This window comes from Massilia sp. BAP21, from assembly GCF_057801335.1.
In genome coordinates, this window is sequence record NZ_CM173596.1 from 3,595,897 (window position 1) to 3,617,502 (window position 21,606).

The following is a 21,606-nucleotide window of genomic DNA, read 5'->3' on the forward strand; positions in this document are numbered from 1 at the left end:
CATAACCGCAACGTCATTAGCACGTTATCACTACTCACGCTCCACGCATGCCAGGTACCACCACCTCACCCCCCATTCCGCCTCCCATTCCGCTCCACCACCACCACCTCACTCCGCCCATCCCGCACCTGGCTCACCCGCGCACTCCCCGGCCCACGCACGCTGATGTCGCTCTGCCGCACCGTCAACCGCCGCCCCTCCAGGCTGCCCGACCCGCTCAGCTCTGCACGCAACTCATCGGCGCTGCCGCTCAAGGTCACCGTCCCCGGCCCGCCCATGCGCAGCACCGCACGCCCCGCCTGCAGACCACGCGCTTCGAGGTCGCCCGACCCCTGCACCTCGCCCTCGAACTCGCGGATAGTGCCCGCCACACACACATCGCCCGGCCCGTTCTGGACCGTATTCACGCCCTCGGCCTCCAGCTCGCAGCCGTCGAAGTCGCCCGATCCCCTGACCTCAACCCGCAATGCGCGCGCCCGGCCGCGCAGATTCACGTCGCCGGGCCCGCTCAGGTGCGCCACGGCCCGCTCGAGGCGCAAGTCCTCGCCCTCGAGATCGCCCGAGCCGCTGACGCGCGCCGCCAGTTCCCTGCCGATGCCGGCCACCTGCACGTCGCCGGGGCCGGACATGTCCAGCTCGAGCTTGTCCGCCCGCAGCCGGCGCAAATCGAGGTCGCCGCTGCCGCTGCTCGCGACGCGCAGCTCGCGCACCTCGCCGCGGGCATGCACATCGCCCGGACCGCTCGACGTCAGGCTGAAGCGCGGGCCAGCCACGCGCTCGAGTTCGACGTCACCGCTGCCGCTGGTGTCCAGGCTGCGCAGGCCGGCCGCGCCGATGCGCACCACGACTTCCTCGTGCTTCTTGCCGAAGCTGAGCTGGATATTCCAGCGCGACTTTTGGCGCACGACCAGCTTACCGTTGCGCACCGTGGTCTCGATGTCGGCCAGGCGCGCCGGATCGCCCGACAGTTCCAGGCCTGGCGGCCCATCGGTGACGATCACGCGGAACGGCCCGGCCAGTTCGATGGCGTCGAAGGCCGGAACGGTGCGCTTTTCGGTGGTGTGGGCGCCGTGCCTGTCCTGGGCGCCGGCGGGGTGGAGCAGGGTGAGGCCGGCGCAGAGGGCGACGGTCAAGGTGAGCGGGGCAATGCGCTTGCGTTGGCTATTCATGGTTTCCTTTGTTGTTTTTGTGATGAACACAGCGTCCACGATATGTGAAATTGAACGAAGATACGCGGTTCAACCGACGAACGAACGAAACGAAGGGGCCAGTGGTCGAAGAAGGGAGCTGAGCCGCGCTTGATTTCCCGTCCGCTCGTTCGCACTTGAGATCCACGTCATATCGAGGAGTTAGCATGTCCAGCCTGACCGTTCGCAAGATCGACGTCGACCTGTCCCGGGGCTTCGGGCGCCACTGGAATGGTGGCGACGCTTACCGCACCCAGTTGTTCAATGCCTTGTCGATGAGCTTTCCACGTGGTGAGCAATTGTTCATCGACGCGGTGCGCGACGTGCCCCAGGATTGCCTGACGGACCCGGTGCTGCGCGCCGAGGTCAAGGATTTCATCGGCCAGGAAGCGACCCATCGCTACCTGCATGCGCAGTACAACAAGGGGCTCGAAGACCACGGCCTGCCCTACACGCGCGAAGAAAAACTCAAGAAACGCCTCGCCCGTGTCGATAAGCTGGGAGTGCTGGACCGCCTGGCGATCACCTGCGCGCTGGAACACTACACGGCGGTGCTGGCCGACGGCGTGCTGCGCCACCCCGACTGGCTGGCCGGCGCCGAGCCGCACATGAAGACCCTGTGGTACTGGCATGCGGTCGAGGAAACCGAGCACAAGGGCGTGGCCTTCGATGCCTACGTGGCGGCCGGCGGCGGCTACCGGCGCCGGGTGGCGTGGTACCTGCACGCCAGTATCGTGTTTGCCTACGACAGTTTCATGCAGACCCTGCATAACCTGCGCAACGATGGGCAATTGTTCCGCCTGCGCACCTGGGGCAGCGCGCTCCATACCTGGTTCGGGCGCAGCGGCCTGGCCTGGCACCTGGCGAAACCGGTGCTGGAATACCTGTCGCCGCGCTTCCACCCCTGGCGGCACGATAACCGCAAGCTGATCGACGATTGGCTGCAAGAAAACAGCGCGTCCTGGCGCCCGGTGCGGAGCAAGGCCGCATGAGGCGCCTGCTTCCCGACTGCCCGCCGTGCCGGGCAGGGCGGCGAGATGTCATAATGTGCCTTCCGCAAGGGGGGCGAGAGAGAGGATAGACAAGTGATTCGTTACATGGGCACGCGCAAGAACAACACCGGCGCCACTGTCTACGTCTTTATCGTGAACGGCCTCGAGAAAGAGGTGCGCGAACACGCCCTGAAGCAGCATCCGGGCTGCTACGAAGCCTTGCCGGCCACGGCCAAGGCGCAGATCGCCGCCAACCGCAACTGGCTGTCGAAGGCGTGAGCGTGGGCCGGGTGCGCATCGCTGCCGCGGCCGTTCACGGGCTGGCGCTGGCTTGCGCCTGTTCCTGGGCCGGCGCCGCGGCGCTGCCATCGACCTTCGAGCCGACCGTGGGCGGGGCCTTGCTCTGCCGTAGCCAGCTCGACAACGCTTATTTCCACGCCTACCTGAGCACCGCCTTCGGCCCGCCCTACAAGCACGAGGGCGGGGCGTACTGGTTCAAGCTTGACGCCACCCTGTGGGGCAAGCCCGTCAAGGAAGTCATGGTCAGCGACGACACGAGCGAACTGGTGTTCGTGGCGGCCGTTGCCGACAGCAAGCCGGACGAGCTGGCCGAGGCGATCCGCAGCAGCGCCGGCATCCGCCACCGCGCGGTCGACGCCTCGCCGTATTCCTTACGCGTATCAAACCCCGGCAGCGTCATCGCTTATCAGAACAACAAATCCAAAATATACTGCGCAAGATACAAATCCTTGCCGCCGGCACCCTAGCTTCGCATGTACAACCATTACTTCAGCCTGAAAGGCGCGCCGTTCTCGATCGCGCCCGACCCGCGCTACCTGTTCATGAGCGAGCGCCACCGCGAGGCGCTGGCCCACCTGCTGTACGGGATCGGCAGCGGCGGCGGCTTCGTGCTGCTGACCGGCGAGATCGGCGCCGGCAAGACCACGGTCTGCCGCTGCTTCATCGAGCAGGTGCCCGAGAACTGCCGCCTTGCCTATATCTTCAACCCGAAGCTGACCGTGGCCGAGTTGCTGCAATCGGTGTGCGAGGAATTCCGCATCGCCGTGCCGGCCGGGCAGGGCGGCGTGAAGGCCTATGTCGACGCCATCAACGATTATTTGCTGGCCTCGCATGCCCAGGGGCGCAACAACGTGCTCGTCATCGACGAGGCCCAGAATCTGTCGGCCGAAGTGCTGGAGCAGCTGCGCCTGCTGACCAACCTCGAAACCAGCGAGCGCAAGCTGCTGCAGATCATCCTGATCGGCCAGCCGGAACTGCGCACCATGCTGGCGCGTCCCGAGCTGGAGCAACTGGCCCAGCGCGTGATCGCGCGCTACCACCTGGGGCCGCTTTCCGAAGCTGAAACCGGCGCCTACATCGCGCACCGCATGGCGGTGGCCGGCTTCCAGGGCGCGCCGGTGTTTCCGCCTGCGGTCGTGCCCGTCGTGCACCGCATCACCCACGGCGTGCCGCGCCGCATCAACCTGCTGTGCGACCGCGCGCTGCTGGGCGCCTATGTCGAGAACAGCCGCGAGGTGACGAAAAAGATCTTGCGCACCGCCGCCGGCGAAGTGTTTGCCGGCGAAGCGCCGGCCTCGGCCCCTTCACCGCGCTGGCCGCTGGTGGCAGGCGGCGTGCTGGCCGGCGTCGTGCTCAGCGCCGCGGCCGCCTGGCAGGTGCTGCCGCATGGCGCGCCGCTGCAGGCCGCAAGCGCGCCGGCCGCTCAGGTGCACAAAATCAAGCCCGTGCAGGCAGCGCCAGCGCCGGCGGCCAGCGCCGGCTTGCCGGCCGGGCATGCCGACCAAGCCGCGGCGCTGCGCGTGCTGGCCGGGCTGTGGGGAGAAGCCTTGCCGGCGGGCGAGCCCTGCGAGGCGGCGCTGCGCCGCAACCTGCGCTGCCACCAGGGCAAGGGCGGCCTGTTCGAGCTGCGCCAGCTGGACCGTCCCGCCGTGTTGACCCTGCGCGATGGCGCCAGGACGCGCTACGCGGTGCTCACCGGCATGGACGACGGGGCCGCAAGCTTCGAGGCGGGCGGCAAGCGCGAGCGCATGGACCTGGCGGCGCTGGCGCTGCGTTTCACCGGCGAATTCACCACCTTCTGGAAAGTGCCGCGCAGCTTCCGCGACCAGGTCGCCGCCGGCGACGAAGGGCCGGACGTCGACTGGCTCGCCGCCCAGCTGGCGCGCCTGGACGGCACTGCGCCGCCGCCGGCGCGCCAGGCCTTCGGCACCCATACCCAGGAATTGCTGCGCGCATTCCAGGCCAAGCAGAACCTGAAGGCAGACGGCGTGGCCGGGCCGCGCACCTTCATGCGCCTGAATCAGCTCGGCGGCGTAAACGAGCCGCGCCTGCTCACGGCCGCCAGGACGGGACAATAAATGTCGTACATTCTCGAAGCACTCAAGAAGGCGCAAGCCGAACGCCAGCTCGGCAGCGCCCCGGATATCCATACACCGGCGCCCAGCCACGTTCCCGCGCCAACTGCCGGCGCCAGCCGCAAGCCGCTGCTGATCGGGCTGTCGGCCGGGATCGTGATTGCCGGTATCGCCGGCGTGCTGGCCTGGCGCTCCCAGGCGCCTGCGCCGCAGGTGGCCGTGCTGGCTTCCGCTGCGCAAGGGGCGGGCGGGGCGGCTATGCCGGCGCCGGCGGTTTCATCAGACGCGGCTGCGCCAGCGCCTGGGTTGGCGGCAAGTGCGCCATCGCCTGTGGCGGCTGTGCCGGCTTCGGCTCCAACGCCGGCTCCGGCTTCAACGTCGGCTCCAACGCCAACTTCAACAACGGCTGCAGGCAGTCCCGGCGCATCGGCGGACGCGCCGGCCCCGGTCGCGGCGCCCCGCGAGCTGCCTGCGCAAGCCCCACGCCAGGCAGCCCATGCCGTGACGGCCGCCGAAGCGGCACCCGCGTCACGGCCGGCAAACGCGGCGCCGCCAGCCGGCGAGGCGGCGCGTCCGCGCTCATCCACGCAGCCGGATGGCAAGGCGCCGGCCGCCCGCAGCACCCCGGCGCCCGCAAACGTCGCCGCTGCCAGCCCGGAAGCCGTCTACCTGCCGGCTCCCGCCGCACGTGCGCCCGATCTGGCGCCGGTGGCACGCGCACCCGAACCAGTCGAGGAAAACCTGCGCACCCTACAGCAATTGCCGGAAGCGATACAGCGCGAGGTGCCGAGGGTCAGTGTCGGCGGCTACATCTATTCGCCGAATCCGGCCGACCGCCTGCTGCTGGTCGACAAGATGCTGCGCCGCGAAGGCGAGGAGCTGGCGCCTGGCCTGGTGCTGGAACGCCTGATGCCGAAGTATGCCGTCATGAATTACCGGGGTACCCGCTATCGTGTCGCGTATTGAGGACGGCCCGGGGCCCGGCCCGGTATTGGCCGTGGTCGGCTGGTCGGGCAGCGGCAAGACGACCCTGCTCGAATTCCTGGTCGGCGCCCTGGCGCAGCGCGGCCTGCGCGTGAACATCGTCAAGCACAGCCACCACGACATCGTGCTCGAACCGCCGCAGAAGGACAGCGCGCGCCTGCGCATGGCCGGTGCGGCCGAGGTGATGATCGCCTCGCCTTACCGCTACGCCATCATGCGCGAGCTGCGTGGCGCGGAAGAACCCAGCCTGCGCGAGCAACTGGCGCGCCTGGGCCCTGCCGACCTGACCCTGGTCGAAGGGTATAAATGGGAAGCGCTGCCCAAGCTGGAAGTGTATCGGCCCGGATTGGGCAAGCCGCCGCTGCACGCCGACGATCCGCTGGTGGTGGCCGTGGCCTCGGACGCGCCTGCACCCGATGCGCTTGCGCCCGGCACGGCATGGCTGAACCTGAATGCGCGCGACAGCGTCCTGGTTTGGCTCAGCAATTGGATGATGACAAAGCCTAAAGTTCCCGGAGCTTGAGCCGTTAAACAGGGATAACCCTCTACAGGAGACGATATGGACGTCCTCGCCATCGCCAAGCTGTCTACTACCATGGCAGAAACCGGTAACAAGCAGGAAGTTGCGATGACCGTGCTGAAAAAGCAACAAGACATCCAGCGTTCGCACGCCGCCCAGCTGCTGGAGGGTATCCAGCCGCCGCAGCCGGCGCAGAACCTGCCGGCTCACCTGGGCAATACCATCAACACCACGGCCTGAATAACAACGCCGCGTCACGACGCGGCGTTGTTGTATGCGCTCAGTGCAATGCGCTCAGTGAAAAGCGCGCAGGATGCGCGCTTCGCCGGAGTGGTCGGCGAAGCGTTCGTTGGCGAGGCGCGTGGCTTCCATCATGCGGGTCAGCTGCGCATCCTCGAAACGTTCGAGCTCCTCGTTGGCGGCATTGAGCGCCATGGCCAGCTTGGCGCGCGCATTCTGGTACAGCACGCTGGTGTAGTGATCGGTGTTCTTCAGCAGTTCTTCCGCGTTTTCGATCACGAGGCGCAGGTCGCCGATCAGCCGCTCCTGCGTTTGGGGTTGGTTGTCGTCCGGGGTATTCATTGCGTTCACCTCAACCGGTTAGTCACATCCTGGAGTGTCCGACAATGTCCCGGGGCCAGGTTGCCGTATCTCGCCCCGAGCGTTTTGCCAGCCGCTCTTAAAATATAAGCAAGGACTACCGGTCGCGTTTGTCTGATCTCAAACGCACGAAGCTCAGGCCGGCAGCCCCATTTACGCCACAGAAATCTGCACGTCGCCTACCGTCACGGTCTGGCCAGTGCGGATCTTGGCGGTCTTGCGCAATTCCTGCTTGCCATCGACCGACACCACGCCGCTGGCCACGATGTTCTTGCCGGCGCCGCCGCTGTCGCACAAACCCACCAGTTTCAGCAGCTGGTTGAGTTCGACGAACTCGGATGTCAGTTCGAAAGTTGTCTTTTGCATTCTATCCTCGGGAAAAATTGTGGGGCGTACGGTTGAGGACGCCATTTTTGTTGGCGCGCATGCCCCACACCGTCCTTACGCCGGGTCCGGCCGCGTCATGTCGATCGGAACGATCCACTGGGAGAACTGTTCCGCACTGACGTGGCCCGATTGCAGGGCCGCCTCGCGCAGCGTGATGCCTTCGTGCTGCGCATGCTTGGCGATCTGCGCGGCGCGATCATACCCGATGTGGGGCGCCAGTGCGGTCACCAGCATCAGCGACTGCTCCATGAGTTCACCGATGCGCGTACGGTTCGGTTCGATGCCCTGGGCGCAGTGCTCGTCGAAGGAGCGCATGCCGTCGGCCAGCAGGCGCGCGCTTTGCAGGAAATTGTGCGCGATCATGGGCTTGAACACGTTCAGCTCGAAGTTGCCCTGCGAGCCGCCGATGGTGAGCGCGACGTCGTTGCCGAACACCTGGCAGCAGAGCATGGTCATCGCCTCGCACTGGGTCGGGTTCACCTTGCCCGGCATGATCGAGCTGCCCGGCTCGTTTTCCGGAATCGTGATCTCGCCCAGGCCCGAGCGCGGGCCGGACGCCATCCAGCGGATGTCGTTGGCGATCTTCATGAGGGCGGCGGCCAGGGTCTTGAAGGCGCCATGGGCGGCGACCAGGGCGTCGTGCCCGGCCAGGGCCGCGAACTTGTTGCTGGCGCTCTTAAACGACAGCCCGGTGCGCGAGCCGAGTTCGGCGGCGATGCGCGCGGCGAACTCGGGGTGCGCGTTCAGGCCGGTGCCGACCGCGGTGCCGCCGGCGGCCAGGGCCAGCAAGCCGGGCAGCGAAGCGCGGATCGCAGCCTCGGAAAATTCGAGCTGGGCCACGTAGCCGGAAAACTCCTGGCCCAGCGTCAGCGGGGTGGCGTCCTGCAGGTGGGTGCGGCCGATCTTGACGATGTCGGCGAAGTCGCGCGACTTCACCGTGAGCGTGCCGCGCAGGCGCGCCAGGGCCGGCAGCACTTCCTTCGAGACCGCGAGCGCCGCCGCCACGTGCATGGCGGTGGGGAAGATGTCGTTCGAGGACTGGCCCATGTTGACGTGGTCGTTCGGGTGCAGCAGGCGCGCCTCGCCGCGCTCGCCGCCCATCAGCTCGGAGCCGCGGTTGGCCAGCACCTCGTTCATGTTCATGTTGCTCTGGGTGCCAGAGCCGGTCTGCCACACGGCAAGCGGGAATTCGGCGGGATGCTTGCCGTCGAGGACTTCGTCGGCGGCGGCCATGATGGCGTCGGCCTTGTCCTTCGGCAGCTTGCCAAGCGAGCGGTTGACAGCGGCGGCGGCGCGCTTGACCTGGGCCAGCGCGGCCACCAGTTCCGGCGCCATTTTTTCGGTGGAAATGTGGAAGTGGTGCAGGGAGCGTTGGGTCTGGGCGCCCCATAAATGGCCGGAAGGTACCTCGATCGGGCCAAAGCTGTCTTTTTCGATACGGTTTTCCATTGGCGGTCCTGTTATTTCGAAGGCTGGAGCTAAAGAGTGTAGCGCAACACCCGTTAATTACGCTGAGGCTACAAATTCACCCCTATATATGGCGATTCGCCCTTTCCACCTGTTTGCCGGCTTGCTGCTTCCGTTCGCGGCGCCCGGTCTCGTCCACGCTGCGGAGCTCGGCGACGCGCGCGTGCTGTCCTATATCGGCCAGCCGCTGGCTGCCGAAGTCGAGCTGACTTCCGTCGAGGATGCATCGAAACCCGTGCAGGCCCAGCTGGCGCGCCGCGACGTCTACCGCGGCGCCAACATCGCCATGCCGCCGGTGCTTTCCGGCCTCGACATTGCTGTGATCCGCCAGGGCGGCAAACAGTTCCTGCGTCTGGCTTCGGTCAAACCGGTTGAAAGCAAGCACTTGCACGTCTACCTGGAACTGGTCGATGGCGGCCAGCGTTCGGTGCGCCTGGTTACGCTGTGGCTGACGCCCGACCCGGACCCGGCGCCGCCGCCGGTGGCGGCGCCCGTCCCGGCGCCGGTCCTTACCCCGGTTGCCCTTCCGCCGCCTGCCGAGCCTGCCGCATCTGCAGCGATAGCCGCGCAGCCAGCCAAGGCCAGCAAGCCTCCGGCGCCGCTGCCCAGGCCCGTGCCGCCGAAGCGCCGTCCAGCACCGGTCCAGGCCGTAGCTGGCGAGCATCCTGCCGAGGACGCGGCGCACGTCGCCCCGCCGAAGCCGGTCGTTGCCGCTGCCGGATCGGTTGCCAAGCCGGATGCCGCGGCCGCCGGGCCGGCTGGGTCGCCCGCGGCCTGCGCCCCGGCGCCGGCTGCTGCGGAACTCAACGCGTGCGCCGTGCTCGGGGCGAAAAACGAGGCGCTGCGCCATGAACTCGGCCAGCTCGAGGACAAGGTCAAGGTCTTGCAGGTGGCAACCGGCGTGAAGTCGGCTTCCGAAGCCGATGCCGAGACCGTCGCCAGGGCGAATGCGAAACTCGATGCGGATGCGCAGACAAAGCCGGAGACCAGGCCGGATGCCGGTCCGAAGCCGGCGCCGCGCATCCACCGCAAGCCGAAACCGGCCGCGCCGCCGGAAGAGCCGATGCCCTGGCTGGCCATCGGCGGCGCCCTGGCGGGCCTGCTGGCGCTGGCCGGCCTGTTCCTGGTGTGGCGCCGCCGCCGCGCGGCCGCAGGCAAGGAACTGAAGACGGCGCGCGAGCCTGAAGTCGTGGTCCTGCCCCAGGATGGCGGGGCGGCGAAGCCGAGCATGATGTCCGTGCTGAAGGCGCGCCTGGCGGCTTTGCAGGCCAGGAAGCGTCCGGCGCAGGCTGCGCGTACCGAACCGCAAGCCGCCGACGAACAGCCGCTTACCCAGCCGGAATAAGCCGCCGGCAAGGAAAAAAGGCGCGCACGAATTGGTCTACACAAGCCCGAAAATTCGGTTATACTGAATTCGCTGGTTAATAAAACCACAAAAAAACGGCCCCAGGGTCCGGCGCAGCCACCACCGATAGCGTGGCGCGGGAACCGGATGTACGTCGCAAGACGCCTGTGTACGGAAGCGGTTGTCTGCCAACAGCGGCAGTCGACGCCGGATGCAACCGGCAAAGAGGCGGCACCAGGACTAGCCTGGTGTTCGCTCTCCGAATTCATGCAAACGGACCTGTTCCGCGTGCAGCAAAGACAAGGCGCCCACGGGCGCCTTTTTTGTTGCCTGCTTCGTTCCTTGCCTGCCCTCAGGTGTCCGCCGATTGTTCCCTTGCTGTCCGCTTGCCTTGGTTCCATGGCAGGAGTCTGCCCAAGCCATCCCTCGCGCCCAACAAAAAAGCGCCCGCAGGCGCTTGTTCGTTCGAGCAGCTCGGCTCAGTGCGCACACATCGCACGGTCGAGCTGGCCCATCCATGGCTCGGTGATGTCGCGAATCGCGCGGTCGTTGGCCATGATCTGCTTCAGCAGATCGATCTTGCGCAGGCGGCGCGCGCCTTCGAGGGCAGGGACGCCGGTGGCGGCAGCGCTGGCCTGGCTGGCGCACTCGCCCTGCAGTGCGTCGAACCCGTTCCAGTCACCCGATTGCGCGGCGCCAGCCATCTTGCCCGTCAGGCCGGCAATATTTTCGTACATAGCGAGGACTTCGTTCTGGTTCATCTTGGCACCGAGGCAATTTTTTCCGGACGGATGACCGGTTGTCCTCCTTTTACGGCAGTGTTTTTGGAAACTTTAGGCCTTTTGCTAAAAAATTTTGAAAAATCTTTTATCAATACCGTCGCCGTCGGCAGCCCCGCTGATTTGCATCATGGCGATATGATGGGCAATATGCGGCCAAGAACTTCGGTCCGGAAATCCGGGTCGAAGCTAGGACGCGAACAAACGCATCCGCACCGCCGCAATGTCATTGCAAGGTCACCGCACAACATAAGGAAGCACATGACTATTCGCTGGACCCTGGCCAGGACGGCCATCGCCCTGGCCCTTGCTGGCTCCGCCTGCGCCGTGCCAAATTTTGCCGCTGCCCAGGCCGCCTCGCCCACTGCGCCCGCAGCTCCCAAGGCCGACAAGCCGGCCGCCATGACCGTGTTGCCTGGCGACGATTTCTTCGCCTATGCCAACGGCGACTGGCTGGCCAAGACCGAGATCCCAGCCGACCGCGGTTCCTGGAGCGCCATGGGCGCCCTGGCCGAAGACACGAATACCCGCATCGCGAAGATGATCGAGGCGCTGGGCGCGGCGGAGGGAACGTCCGGCGACGCGCGCAAGGTGGCCGACTTCTACGCCGCCTACATGGACGAAGCCGCCATCGAGAAGCGCGGCCTGGCCCCAATCAAGCCGATGCTGGCGGACATCGCCGCGATGGAGGACAAGGCGGCGCTGGTGCGCGCGCTGGGCGCCTCGGTGCGGGCAGACGTCGACCCGCTGAATGCCACCGATTTCTTTACCGAGAACCTGTTCGGCGTATGGGTCGCGCAAGGCCTGAACGATCCCTCGCGCAACCTGCCTTACCTGCTGCAGGGCGGCCTGGGCATGCCCGACCGCGCCTACTACCTGGAAAACAACACGCGCATGGCCGAGCTGCGCACAAAGTACCAGCAGCACATCGCCGCCATGCTGAAGCTGGCCGGCTTCGACAAGACCGACGAGCGCGCCGCCCGTGTATTCGAACTCGAACTCGCGCTGGCGCAAACCCATGCCACGCGCGAAGAGTCGGCCGACATCCAGAAGTCGAACACGGTCTGGACCCTGAAGGATTTCGCCGCCAAAGCGCCGGGCGTCGACTGGAATGCCTTCTTCAAGGCGGCCCGCCTGTCCGGCCAGGAACGCTTCCAGGTCTACCATCCGGGCGCGGTGACGGGCGCGGCGCGCCTGTTGGCGCATGCCGACGTCGCCGTCTGGCGCGACTACCTCGCCTTCCACAAGCTGAATCAATATGCCAGCCTGCTGCCGAAAGCCTTTGCCGACCAGCGTTTCGAATTCAACGGCAAGGCCCTGACCGGCACGCCGCAGCAATCGGTACGCTGGAAGCGTGCCCTGGCCGCCACCAACGAAGCCATGGACGAAGCCGTCGGCAAGATCTATGTCGAACGCTATTTCCCGGCCGCAGACAAGGCGCGCGTACAAAAGATGGTCGCCAACATCATCGAGGCATTCAGCGCGCGCATCGACAAGCTGGAATGGATGGCGCCGGCCACCCGCGCCCAGGCCCAGGCAAAAGTCAAATCGCTGTACGTGGGCGTGGGTTATCCGGACCAATGGAAGTCCTACGCTGGCCTGCAGGTGGAGCGCGATGATGCCTTCGGCAATGCCGTGCGCGCCGAGGCGTTCCATTACGCGCAGGAGCTGGCCAAGCTCGGCAAGAAGCCGCAGCGCCTTGACTGGGCCATGCCGCCGCAGCTGGTGAATGCCGTGAATCTGCCCCTGCAGAACGCGCTGAACTTCCCGGCCGCCATCCTGCAGCCGCCGTTCTTCGACCCGAAGGCATCCGACGCCGCCAATTACGGCGCGATCGGCGCCATCATCGGCCACGAGATCAGCCACAGCTTCGACGACCAGGGCGCCCAGTTCGATGCCCAGGGCCGCCTGCGCGACTGGTGGACCAGGGAAGACCTGGCCCACTTCAAGGCCGCGTCAGGCAAGCTGGTGGCGCAGTACAACACCTACCGGCCTTTCCCCGACCTGGCGGTAAACGGGCAACTGACCCTGAGCGAAAACCTGGCCGACCTGGCAGGGCTACAGGCGGCTTTCGACGCCTATACAGCCTCGCCGGCGGGCAAGGCGGCAGGCGTCGAGGGCGAACGCCAGTTCTTTACCGGCTTCGCCCAGGGCTGGCGCACCAGGATGCGCGAAGCCTCGCTGCGCCGCGCCGTACTGACCGATGGCCATGCACCGGCCCAGTACCGCACCTACATCGTGCGCAACCTGGACGGCTGGTACCGGGCCTTCGACGTCAAGCCCGGCCAGGCGCTGTACCTGGCGCCGCAAGACCGGGTGCGGATCTGGTGATGGGGGAGAACGACGACCCCGCCGGCCGCGCTGCCGGCGACGCGCCCGGCGCTTTTGACACCATCACGCAGCGCACGCTCGCGCATTACGAGCGCAACGCCAAGCAATTTTTTATCGGAACGATCGACCACGACGTCAGCCAGAACGTCGCGGCGCTGCTGTCTGCCATCGACGCGCCGGCGCCGTTCACGCTGCTCGACCTCGGCTGCGGGCCGGGGCGCGATCTGAAAACCTTCAGCGCGCTCGGGCACCGCGCCATCGGGCTCGACGGTTCGGTCGAGTTCGTGGCCATGGCACGCGCCTACAGCGGCTGCGACGTCTGGCACCAGGACTTCCTGCACCTGGACTTGCCGCCGGCAAGCTTCGACGGCGTGTTCGCGAACGCGTCGCTGTTCCACGTGCCGAGCGCGGCGCTGCCCGACGTGCTGGCGGCGCTGTACGGCGCGCTGAAGCCAGGTGGCGTGCTGTTCAGCTCGAACCCGCGCGGACACAACGAAGAGGGCTGGAACGGGCCGCGCTACGGCAGCTATTACGACTATCCGACCTGGGAGCGGCACCTGGCCGCGGCGGGCTTCGTGGCGCTGCACCATTACTACCGGCCGGAAGGCCTGCCGCGCGAGCAGCAGCCCTGGCTGGCCAGCCTGTGGCGCAAACCCAGTGTTAACCAGCGCACAGAGATGCCCAGCCATCAGGCTTAAGGTGTGACTTCGTTTCACTACATCAAAGAGGTAATGTCATGAACGAAGACCAGATCAAGGGCAAGGCCAAGGATATCGGCGGCAAGGTCCAGCAAAAGGTCGGCGAAGCCGTGGGCAGCCGCCAGCAGCAGTCCGAGGGTTTGTCGAACCAGGCCGAAGGCAAGGTCCAGGAGAAGGTCGGCGACGCCAAGGACATCGTCAAGGGCAACCGCTAAGCGCGCCGCGCCCAACCGCGCCTTTCAATGAACAACAGCCGCGATGCGTCGCGGCTGTTTTGTTTTATGCGGGCGCCATCCGCGCCCGTGCTGCATTCATGACTTGTCGTCTTCCTCGACCTTGTCTCCCAGCATATCTTCCACGTACAGCATCTGCACCAGCACCTTCAGCGCGGCCGTCAGCGGCGTCGCCAGCGCCACGCCGGCAAAGCCGAACAGCGTGCCGAACACCAGCTGCATGGCGATGATGAGCGCCGGCGGCAAATCGACGGCGCGCGACTCGATCATCGGCTGCAAAATATAGCCCTGCACCAGCTGGATGCCGGCGAACAGCAGGACCACGTACAACGCCATGTCGGGACTGATCGAGAACGCGATCAACACCGCCGGCACGCCGGCCATGATGGGCCCGACGTAGGGAACGAAATCCAGCAGCCCGGCAATGATGCCGAGGATCAGGGCCAGCGGCACGCCCAGCAGGCTCAGGCCGACCGAGGTGACGACGCCGACGATCAGCATCGAGACCGAGGTACCCAGCAGCCAGCTCGACAAATTGCCGCCCATTTTTTGCAGCACCTGGCGCGCGCGCGGACGTTTCGGCTGGGGTATCAGCTTGACGAAGCCGCTTGTATACAAGTGTGGCGAGGCGGCGAAATAAATGCCGACAACCATGATGATGACCACGTTGCCGATGGCGCCGAAGATGCCCGTAAAGAACAGCCCGGCATTCGGCATCATCGAGGACATCTGCTTCATGGCGTCTTCCGGTGCAGGCAGTTCCGAGGCCAGGCGCTGCAGGATCGGATGCTGCTTGACGAATTCCTGCAGCTTGCCGATCGACTGCGGCACCGCCTCGGCCAGCTTGTTCGACTGTTCGGCGATCTGCGGCGCCATGGCCCAGCCGCCCAGCCCGATCACCGCGAACAGCAGCAGCACCACGATGGCCAGGGCGATGGGCCGCTTGATGCCGGTGTAGCGCGCCAGCAGTTGGCTCAGCTTATACAGCAGGACAGAAAACAGGATGCAGGCGAAGAGTAGCAGCAGGGCATCGACCGCGAACCAGGCGGCGGCCAGGCCGAGGATGAAGAGGACGCCGACGCCGTCAATGATGGCGGTGCGTTTCATCAGCTTGCGCTTGGGTATGGCTTCGGGTTCACCGCGGCCGGGGAGAGTGGACATCTGTTCATTCATGCTGGTGCTCGATTATCAAAAGGATAATGTCAGCCTACCATCACGTAAGGACAACCGGCGCATGGATGGGCATCAAGGTGCACTTCTGCGATATGGACGAGCTGTGTGCGTGGCCGTACAGATGGGCAGGTTGGGCGGGCGTATTCTGGACCCATCGCGCGGCACATCGACCGCGCCTTTTACGCAAGGAGAACGACCATGAACGAAGATCAAGTCAAAGGCAAACTGAAAGACATCGGCGGCAAAATCCAGGAAGAAGCCGGCAAGCTGGTCGACAACAAGGAAACCGAAGCGAAAGGCCTGAAGAACCAGGTCGAAGGCAAGACCCAGGAAAAATACGGCGACGCCAAGGAAACGCTGAAAGACGGCATCGACCGCATCTAATGCACCTGGCCGCCAGGCCGCGCCGGGTTATCCCGGCCGGCGGCGGCCTGTAACGAAAAACGGGCCCCGGCGTCTGCGACGCGCGGGGCCCGTTTGCTGTTGATTTTGCCGCCGGCGATTACTGGATTTCGTAGGCGCCGATGTCGATCGTGCCACCCTTGGTCGAACGCGAGGAGTAGGTCGCGGTGTGCTTGTAGCTGGCAGTCGGCTTCAGGGCCAGGCCGCCGGCCGAGTTGCCCGGGTTCGAGCCGGCATTCACGATCTGCGCGTTGCTTGCCGGGCGCAGGTCATACGTTGCCTTGTTGACGAAGTTGCCTGCCACCGAGCGGTAGTTGGTCTTCTGGATTGCCGTGGCCTGGGCCGTGACCGTGCCGCCGCCGACGAAGATGTTGTTGATTAGCTTGGCTGGCGTGGTTGCGTTGCGGATCGTAACGAAGGTGCCGCGCGAGCTTTCGTCGTTGACGAAGGTATTGTTGATCACGTACAGGTCGGTCTTGCGGGTGCCCACGCCTTCTTCGCCGTACGACACCATGGCCGGGTTGTTGTTCGACGCCGGTTGCTGGATCACGTTGCCGATCAGGTAGGTGGTGCCGCCGTTCGGCACGTTGACTTCGTAGCTCGGCTTGCCTGCCGCGGTGCTGCCGGTTTCGCCCGAGCGCAGGCTCGAGAAGCGGTTGTAGGCAATCATGTTGTACAGGCCACGGGTCTTCAGGTTGTGGCCGACGTTTGCGTCGTGCGAGAAGTTGTAGCGGAAGTAGAGTTTCGCGACCTTGCCGATGTACACGTTGTGGGTGTAGCCGTCGCCGCGGCCGTTGCGGCCGAACTCGTTGTATTCCATGGTCACGGTGCTGGCTTCGTTCACGCCGCTCAGGACACCGTTCTCGTTGTCGTGCAGGAAGGAGCGACGCAGCGTGAAGTTGGTGCCTTCCAGGCGCAGGGCGGCGCCATTCTTGTCGGGGACTGCGGCGCCCGACATCTCGACGTTGTCGATCGTGATGTCATTGCCGCGCACGACCCAGATCGCCTTGCCGCCGGAATGCTTGCCGCCGGCCTTGATGTGCGGACGGCCGTTCACGCCACGGATGGTGAGCTTGCTGGCGGAAATCGCGCAGACGTCGCCGGAATAGGTGCCGGCCTGGATGTCAACGGTGTCGCCGGTCTTGGCGGCGGCAAAGGCCTTGCATGGGGTGGCGTAGGTCTTGCCTGCGCCCACGCTCAGGGTAGCAGGCGAAGCCGGTGCCGCGATGGCGGCGCCGAGCACGAGAGCGGAGGCGGCGAAAGCGATGCGGTTGGTGCTGATGCGGATCGATTGCATGGTATTCCTCGTGTAATGCACGCTCTGGAGAAGAGCGTCTGTGAGATCAGGAACACGCAGAATACCGTGCGGAATTAATTCCGTGGGGACATAATTTGTTACAGGAAACCTAAACAGCCGAGTTCAATTTATCACATTCCTATAGGAAAGAACGTGCTTTAAAGCATGCGAATCGGGTACGAAAAAATATTGAACAACGTCGCCTGAACGCAACAGAAAGTGTTGACTTTTTGCGTAATGACGAACTAATTAATTCCTCTTCGGAAAGACATTTTTTCCACGAGGAAAAAGTAAAGGCCGGAATAGCTACAATTCATGCGGCTTTCCGGCCTTTTGCCAGGGTTCAAGCAAAGTGCGCGAGCTTGCCGCAACCTTGCCGATAACAGATAAGCATTACTGCGGTGCGGTACCGCCCAGGTTCTTCTTGAAGAAGGCTTCGATCAGGCCATACACGTGGCGCTGGCTGGTACGGCCCGAGATGCCGTGCTTGGCGCCCGGATAGGTCATCAGGTCGAACTGGACGTTGCGCTTGACGAGTTCGTCGATCAGGCGGGTGCTGTTGGTGAACAGGACATTGTCGTCAGCCATGCCGTGGATCAGCAGCAGCGGCGACTTCAGGCCATCCAGGTGGGCGAATACGCCGCTGCGCGCGTACGCGTCCGGGTCCGACTTCGGCGTGGCGCCGACGAACTGTTCCGTGTAGTGGGTGTCGTACAGTGCCCAGTCGGTGACCGGCGCCACCGACACGCCCATCGCGATCTTGTCCGACGCCGCCGCCAGCAGGCGCAGGGTCATGAAGCCGCCATAGCTCCAGCCGAACACGCCCACGCGCTTGGGATCGACAAAGCTCTGCTGGGCCAGCCAATCGATGCCGGTGACCTGGTCTTCGACTTCGTTCTTGCCGAGGTTGTTATAGATGACGTCGGTGAATTGGCGCTCGCGGCGGCTCGAACCACGGTTATCCAGGCGGAACACCACGAAGCCTTGCTGGGCCATGTACTGGTCAAAATAATTGCCCCAGGTACGGGTCACGCGCTGCGAGTGCGGGCCGCCGTAGGTGAACAGGAAGACCGGGTACTTTTTCGTCGCATCGAAATTGGCCGGCTTGATCATCGAGTAGTGCAGGGTTTGGCCATCGTGCGCCTTGATCGTGCCGAATTCGGTCGGCAGCAAGTCGGGCAGGTACTTGGCGAACGGGTGGTTCGCGTTCAGCTCATTGTGCTGCAGCCACTCGACCATGGCGCCATCGGCGCGGCGGATCGACACTTGCGGCGGGGTGGTCGGGTTCGAATAGGTATCGACAAAGATCTTGCCGTTGCCTGCGAACGCGGCCTCGTGCCAGCCGTCGCCCTTGCTGATGCGGACCGGCTTGTTGGCGTTGCTGCCGTTCAGGGCCAGCGCATAGGTCTGCTTGTCGATGACGGCGTCGCGGTTCGACGACACGTACACCTTGCCGGCCTTTTCGTCGACGGCCAGCACGTTGTCCACGCCCCATTCACCGCTGGAAATCGGGTTGATCAGCTTGCCGTTCAGGTCGTACAAATACAGGTGGTTCCGGCCGCTGCGCTCGGAAGCCCAGATAAAGGCCGGGCGGTTCTTCAGGAAACGCAGGTCGTTGTGGATGCTGACCCAGGTCGGCGAGGTTTCGGTGAGCAGGGTGCGCTGGGCCAGGCTGGCGGCGTCGACGGCCACCAGGTCGAGGCGCTTCTGGTCGCGCGTCTGGCGCTGGTAGGCCAGGGTCTTGCCGTCGGCACTCCAGTCGGCGCGCACCAGGTAGATGTCCTTATCCGCGCCGAGGTCGACTTTGCGCGAGACGCCGGTGTCAGGCGACACGATGAACAGATCCACCAGCACGTTCGGGTCGCCGGCGGCAGGGTAGTGCTGGTCGATCACTTCGGTGCGGTCGGCAAAGATCTCGAAGCGGCGCGCCACCGGCACCGGCGCTTCGTCGTAGCGTTTATAGGCAATGGCCGAATCGTCCGGCGCCCAGTAATAGCCGGTGGTCTGGTCCATTTCTTCCTGGGCGATGAACTCGGCTTCGCCGTTGTGCACGGTGCCCTTGCCGTCCGTCGTCAGCTGGCGCTCGGCGCCGGTTTTGAGGTCGATGACGAACAGGTTCTGGTTGCGCACGAAGGACACGTAGCGGCCCTTCGGCGAAATCTTTGGATCGAGCACATTGCCCGAGGCAACCTTGCGCGCGGTGTCGGGGCTGGCGACATCGACCAGGTACAGGTCGCCGGCGATCGGCACCAGCAGTTGCTTGCCGTCAGGCGACCAGCTGTAGGAGATGATGCCCGACAGGCTGGCGGTACGCGCGCGTTCGCGGCGCGCCTTTTCCTCGAGCGACAGTTCCTCGTTCGGGACCAGTTTCTTGGAGTCGACCAGGCGGCGCGTGGTCTTGTCCTTCATGTTGTATTCCCACAGGTCTTGCTGGAACTGGTTGTCGTCGCGGCCGCGCAGGAAGGTGACGCGCTCGCCGTCGGGCGAGACCTTCAGGGTTTTCACGCCGGGACCGGCAAGCGAAGGCTCGCCATGGATACGGTCGAGGGTCAGGCGTTCCGCCGAGGCGGGCGCTGCCGCAAGCGCGGCCAGCAGGCAAAGGATTAAGCGCATTGTGTGTCTCGTTAAAATTAGCTAAATGCAACGGACGAGACAATAACAGAGGTGGCCTCCAAAAGCAGTATGTATCGCCTCTCTCACGGCTGGGTTTGCAACTATACTGCTTGTAAATTTATAAGGAGAACCATGAAGACACGCATCATTGCCCAGTGCGCCGCGGCCCTGGCCGCGCTGTGCATGAGCGCAGCGGCGATGTCCTTGCCGCTGGCGCAGTTCGAGGGCCAGTACAACCTGGTGTCCTCGACCACCGAACCCGATTCCAGCTGGCGCTATACCAAGGGCCGCATCGCGATCAAGAAGCTCGACGACCGGCACGTGTCCATCCTGCACGCCTGCGAATGGATGAAGAGTCCGAAGGAAGTCTGCAGCCAGCGCTATGTGGCGCAATGGCGCAACGGCGCGATTTATCTGCAGGACAGGAATACCTGGCACGAGCGCATGGGCTTCGAACCGGCGGCGCGCCGGCTGACCGTGCTGACGCAGGGCGTCGACGGCACGCTGCGGCGCGATGTCTACGAAGCGACGACGGCTCCGCTGACCGACAGGGCGCTGGTGCGCCGCATGAAGCGCGAGCAGGACGCGGTGGACGACCTGATCGACGAGCCGGCCTTCGGCGAGTTCGGCAAGTGGGAATACCGCAAGAATCGCATCGAGGTCGCACGCTGAGCCAGGCCCTTCAGGCGAGGTGCGCTGCGCGGACCTTCTGACGCGACAGGCGGTCGAAGGACCAGGTCAGCAGCACGGCGGCAATCGTCAGGCCCAGTACCAGGCCGATCCAGAAGCCGGTGGTTTCCATCGGCGCCGCCGGCGACAAACCGAACCAGGCCGGCGCAATACCCAGGATATAACCCAGCGGCAGCGAAAAGCCCCAGAAGGCGACCAGCTGGATGATCATCGGCGGGCGCGTCACCTGGTAGCCGCGGATGGCCGAGGCGGTGGCGACCTGGGTTGCGTCCGACAACTGGAACAACGCTGCGAACAGCAGCAGGTGCACGCAGGCTTCCTGCACCGCCGGGTCCGAGGTATAGGCGCGCGCGATTTCCCAGCGGAAGATCGCGATACAGGCCGCCGACAGCACGCCGAAGGCAACCGACATGCCCACGCCGACCCAGGCGACGAAACGCGCGCGCACCGGATTGCCTTCGCCCATCGCCTGGCCGACGCGGGTCAGCAGGCCGATGCCAAAGCTCATGGGCACCATGAACACCAGCGAGGAAAAGTTCAGCGCCACCTGGTGCGCCGACACCTGCACCACGCCGAAGCGCGCCACGAGCAGGCTAATCAGGCCGAAGGCGCTGACCTCGGCAAAATAAGTCACGCCGATCGGCAGGCCGAGGCGGAACATCTCGCGAATCTCCTTCCAGTCCGGCCCTTCCATCTTCGTGAACGGGTAGGTCATGCGGTAGGCGCTGGAGAACTTGATCCACATCACCATCGCGACCAGCATCAGCCACATGCCCACCGCCGTCGACACCGCGCAGCCAACCGCACCCAGCTGCGGGAACCCCCAGTTGCCGAACACCAGCAGCCAGTTGCTGGCGATAACGAACAGCAAGCCGAAGATGGCGATGATCATGATCGGCTTGGTCTGGTTGATGCTGGTGGTGTAGCCATACAGCGCGCGGTAGCAGGCAAAGGCCGGCATGCCAACGCTGGTCACGTGCAGGAACAGGGACGCGCGGTCGGTCACTGCCTGGTCGAGGCCGATGTGGTCGAACAGCAGGGTGGCCAGGTTGGCCGCGAGGCAGGCGACCAGGCCGACGATCAGGCCCTTCCACAGCGACTGGCGCACCGAATGCGGAATCCTGTCGTAGCGGCCGCCGCCGATCTCGTGGGCGACGACGGTGTTAATCGCCATCATCGTGCCCATCACGGTGACCAGCACGATCGACCACACCGATGCGCCAAGCGACACGGCGGCCAGCTCCTCGGCGCTGACGTGGCCGGTCATCGCCACGTCGGCCACACCCATGCCCACCGTCGCCAGCTGCCCGACCAGCATCGGCCAGGACAGCTTCCAGAGCGTGGCGATTTCGGCGCGGACGGGGGAAGAGGTATTGCTGAGTGTGGCGCTGCTGCTCATGGGCGATTTCTTGCTCTTGGAAACCCTCGATTTTACTGGCTAAGCGACAAGTTCGTGGGGGCAGGTGTCTGGCGTGCGCCGCAATGGTGCGAGGGTAGACATCTTTAATTTTGTATTGACGGCCCCATATGGGA

22 protein-coding genes are annotated in these 21,606 nt (G+C 65.0%); 13 read left to right on the forward strand and 9 right to left on the reverse strand.

Annotation, left to right across the window (positions count from 1 at the left end; translation table 11 throughout):
- Positions 1-65: 65 nt before the first annotated feature.
- On the reverse strand, positions 66-1,169 hold the full coding sequence (locus ACWYRN_RS15865) for a head GIN domain-containing protein (protein ID WP_488688557.1): 1,104 nt from the start codon (positions 1,167-1,169) through the stop codon (positions 66-68).
- A 185-nt stretch (positions 1,170-1,354) separates the two neighbouring features.
- Between ACWYRN_RS15865 and ACWYRN_RS15870 the strand changes: the two genes are divergently transcribed.
- The 7 genes from ACWYRN_RS15870 (at position 1,355) to ACWYRN_RS15900 (ending at position 6,298) form a co-directional block, all read left to right on the forward strand.
- Positions 1,355-2,179, forward strand: a complete 825-nt coding sequence (locus tag ACWYRN_RS15870; protein WP_488688558.1) for a metal-dependent hydrolase — start codon at positions 1,355-1,357, stop codon at positions 2,177-2,179.
- 93 nt (positions 2,180-2,272) lie between these two features.
- On the forward strand, positions 2,273-2,458 hold the full coding sequence (locus tag ACWYRN_RS15875; protein ID WP_488688559.1) for a hypothetical protein: 186 nt from the start codon (positions 2,273-2,275) through the stop codon (positions 2,456-2,458).
- Positions 2,455-2,946, forward strand: a complete 492-nt coding sequence (locus ACWYRN_RS15880; RefSeq protein ID WP_488688560.1) for a hypothetical protein — start codon at positions 2,455-2,457, stop codon at positions 2,944-2,946. The genes ACWYRN_RS15875 and ACWYRN_RS15880 overlap by 4 nt, the downstream gene beginning before the upstream one ends.
- Before the next feature lie 6 nt (positions 2,947-2,952).
- The gene (locus tag ACWYRN_RS15885) at positions 2,953-4,557 is read left to right on the forward strand and encodes an AAA family ATPase (RefSeq protein WP_488688561.1); all 1,605 of its coding nucleotides are present in this window, start codon (positions 2,953-2,955) and stop codon (positions 4,555-4,557) included.
- Positions 4,558-5,520, forward strand: coding sequence for a general secretion pathway protein GspB (locus tag ACWYRN_RS15890; protein WP_488688562.1), 963 nt, complete (start codon positions 4,558-4,560; stop codon positions 5,518-5,520).
- Complete coding sequence (mobB, locus tag ACWYRN_RS15895; RefSeq protein ID WP_488688563.1) at positions 5,507-6,061, forward strand: molybdopterin-guanine dinucleotide biosynthesis protein B; 555 nt, start codon at positions 5,507-5,509, stop codon at positions 6,059-6,061. Before ACWYRN_RS15890 ends, mobB begins: the two co-directional genes overlap by 14 nt.
- Positions 6,062-6,097: 36 nt before the next feature.
- A complete protein-coding gene (locus tag ACWYRN_RS15900; protein WP_488688564.1) occupies positions 6,098-6,298 on the forward strand; it encodes a YjfB family protein in 201 nt (66 codons plus the stop codon).
- A 54-nt stretch (positions 6,299-6,352) separates the two neighbouring features.
- On the opposite strand, the gene ACWYRN_RS15905 is transcribed toward ACWYRN_RS15900, so the two are convergent.
- The 3 genes from ACWYRN_RS15905 to fumC all read right to left on the reverse strand — a co-directional run bounded on the left by ACWYRN_RS15905 (position 6,353) and on the right by fumC (position 8,494).
- Positions 6,353-6,640, reverse strand: a complete 288-nt coding sequence (locus tag ACWYRN_RS15905) for a DUF883 family protein (protein WP_488688565.1) — start codon at positions 6,638-6,640, stop codon at positions 6,353-6,355.
- Between the two features lie 171 nt (positions 6,641-6,811).
- Positions 6,812-7,024 carry an RNA-binding S4 domain-containing protein gene (locus ACWYRN_RS15910; RefSeq protein ID WP_229439833.1) on the reverse strand — a complete coding sequence of 71 codons (213 nt, stop codon included), beginning with the start codon at positions 7,022-7,024 and terminating at the stop codon, positions 6,812-6,814.
- Positions 7,025-7,099: 75 nt separating this feature from the next.
- A complete protein-coding gene (gene fumC, locus ACWYRN_RS15915; RefSeq protein ID WP_488688566.1) occupies positions 7,100-8,494 on the reverse strand; it encodes a class II fumarate hydratase in 1,395 nt (464 codons plus the stop codon).
- Positions 8,495-8,582: 88 nt separating this feature from the next.
- Here fumC and ACWYRN_RS15920 point away from each other — a divergent pair, with 88 nt between their 5' ends.
- Positions 8,583-9,857, forward strand: a complete 1,275-nt coding sequence (locus tag ACWYRN_RS15920; RefSeq protein WP_488688567.1) for a FimV/HubP-related protein — start codon at positions 8,583-8,585, stop codon at positions 9,855-9,857.
- Positions 9,858-10,336: 479 nt separating this feature from the next.
- On the opposite strand, the gene ACWYRN_RS15925 is transcribed toward ACWYRN_RS15920, so the two are convergent.
- The gene (locus tag ACWYRN_RS15925) at positions 10,337-10,594 is read right to left on the reverse strand and encodes a flagellar protein FliT (RefSeq protein ID WP_488688568.1); all 258 of its coding nucleotides are present in this window, start codon (positions 10,592-10,594) and stop codon (positions 10,337-10,339) included.
- Positions 10,595-10,897: 303 nt separating this feature from the next.
- Here ACWYRN_RS15925 and ACWYRN_RS15930 point away from each other — a divergent pair, with 303 nt between their 5' ends.
- The 3 genes from ACWYRN_RS15930 to ACWYRN_RS15940 are packed head-to-tail and all read left to right on the forward strand — an operon-like array spanning position 10,898 to position 13,880.
- Positions 10,898-12,967, forward strand: a complete 2,070-nt coding sequence (locus ACWYRN_RS15930) for a M13 family metallopeptidase (RefSeq protein WP_488688569.1) — start codon at positions 10,898-10,900, stop codon at positions 12,965-12,967.
- Entirely contained in the window at positions 12,967-13,665 is a 699-nt protein-coding gene (locus ACWYRN_RS15935) for a class I SAM-dependent methyltransferase (protein WP_488688570.1), read from the forward strand. The genes ACWYRN_RS15930 and ACWYRN_RS15935 overlap by 1 nt, the downstream gene beginning before the upstream one ends.
- Before the next feature lie 38 nt (positions 13,666-13,703).
- The gene (locus ACWYRN_RS15940; protein ID WP_488688571.1) at positions 13,704-13,880 is read left to right on the forward strand and encodes a CsbD family protein; all 177 of its coding nucleotides are present in this window, start codon (positions 13,704-13,706) and stop codon (positions 13,878-13,880) included.
- Between the two features lie 96 nt (positions 13,881-13,976).
- Here the strand turns inward: ACWYRN_RS15940 and ACWYRN_RS15945 are convergent, their stop codons facing one another.
- Entirely contained in the window at positions 13,977-15,071 is a 1,095-nt protein-coding gene (locus tag ACWYRN_RS15945) for an AI-2E family transporter (RefSeq protein WP_488688572.1), read from the reverse strand.
- 198 nt (positions 15,072-15,269) lie between these two features.
- On the opposite strand from ACWYRN_RS15945, the gene ACWYRN_RS15950 reads away from it, so the two are divergent.
- The gene (locus ACWYRN_RS15950) at positions 15,270-15,455 is read left to right on the forward strand and encodes a CsbD family protein (protein ID WP_488688573.1); all 186 of its coding nucleotides are present in this window, start codon (positions 15,270-15,272) and stop codon (positions 15,453-15,455) included.
- Positions 15,456-15,573: 118 nt separating this feature from the next.
- On the opposite strand, the gene ACWYRN_RS15955 is transcribed toward ACWYRN_RS15950, so the two are convergent.
- Together ACWYRN_RS15955 and ACWYRN_RS15960 are read right to left on the reverse strand one after the other, a co-directional pair.
- Positions 15,574-16,770: a right-handed parallel beta-helix repeat-containing protein gene (locus ACWYRN_RS15955; RefSeq protein WP_488688574.1), complete on the reverse strand. Its 1,197-nt coding sequence runs from the start codon at positions 16,768-16,770 to the stop codon at positions 15,574-15,576.
- Between the two features lie 393 nt (positions 16,771-17,163).
- Positions 17,164-19,383, reverse strand: a complete 2,220-nt coding sequence (locus ACWYRN_RS15960) for a S9 family peptidase (RefSeq protein WP_488688575.1) — start codon at positions 19,381-19,383, stop codon at positions 17,164-17,166.
- Between the two features lie 132 nt (positions 19,384-19,515).
- Between ACWYRN_RS15960 and ACWYRN_RS15965 the strand changes: the two genes are divergently transcribed.
- Positions 19,516-20,055, forward strand: coding sequence for a hypothetical protein (locus ACWYRN_RS15965; protein WP_488688576.1), 540 nt, complete (start codon positions 19,516-19,518; stop codon positions 20,053-20,055).
- 10 nt (positions 20,056-20,065) lie between these two features.
- Here the strand turns inward: ACWYRN_RS15965 and ACWYRN_RS15970 are convergent, their stop codons facing one another.
- Entirely contained in the window at positions 20,066-21,472 is a 1,407-nt protein-coding gene (locus ACWYRN_RS15970) for an MATE family efflux transporter (protein WP_488688577.1), read from the reverse strand.
- Between the last annotated feature and the right edge of the window lie 134 nt (positions 21,473-21,606).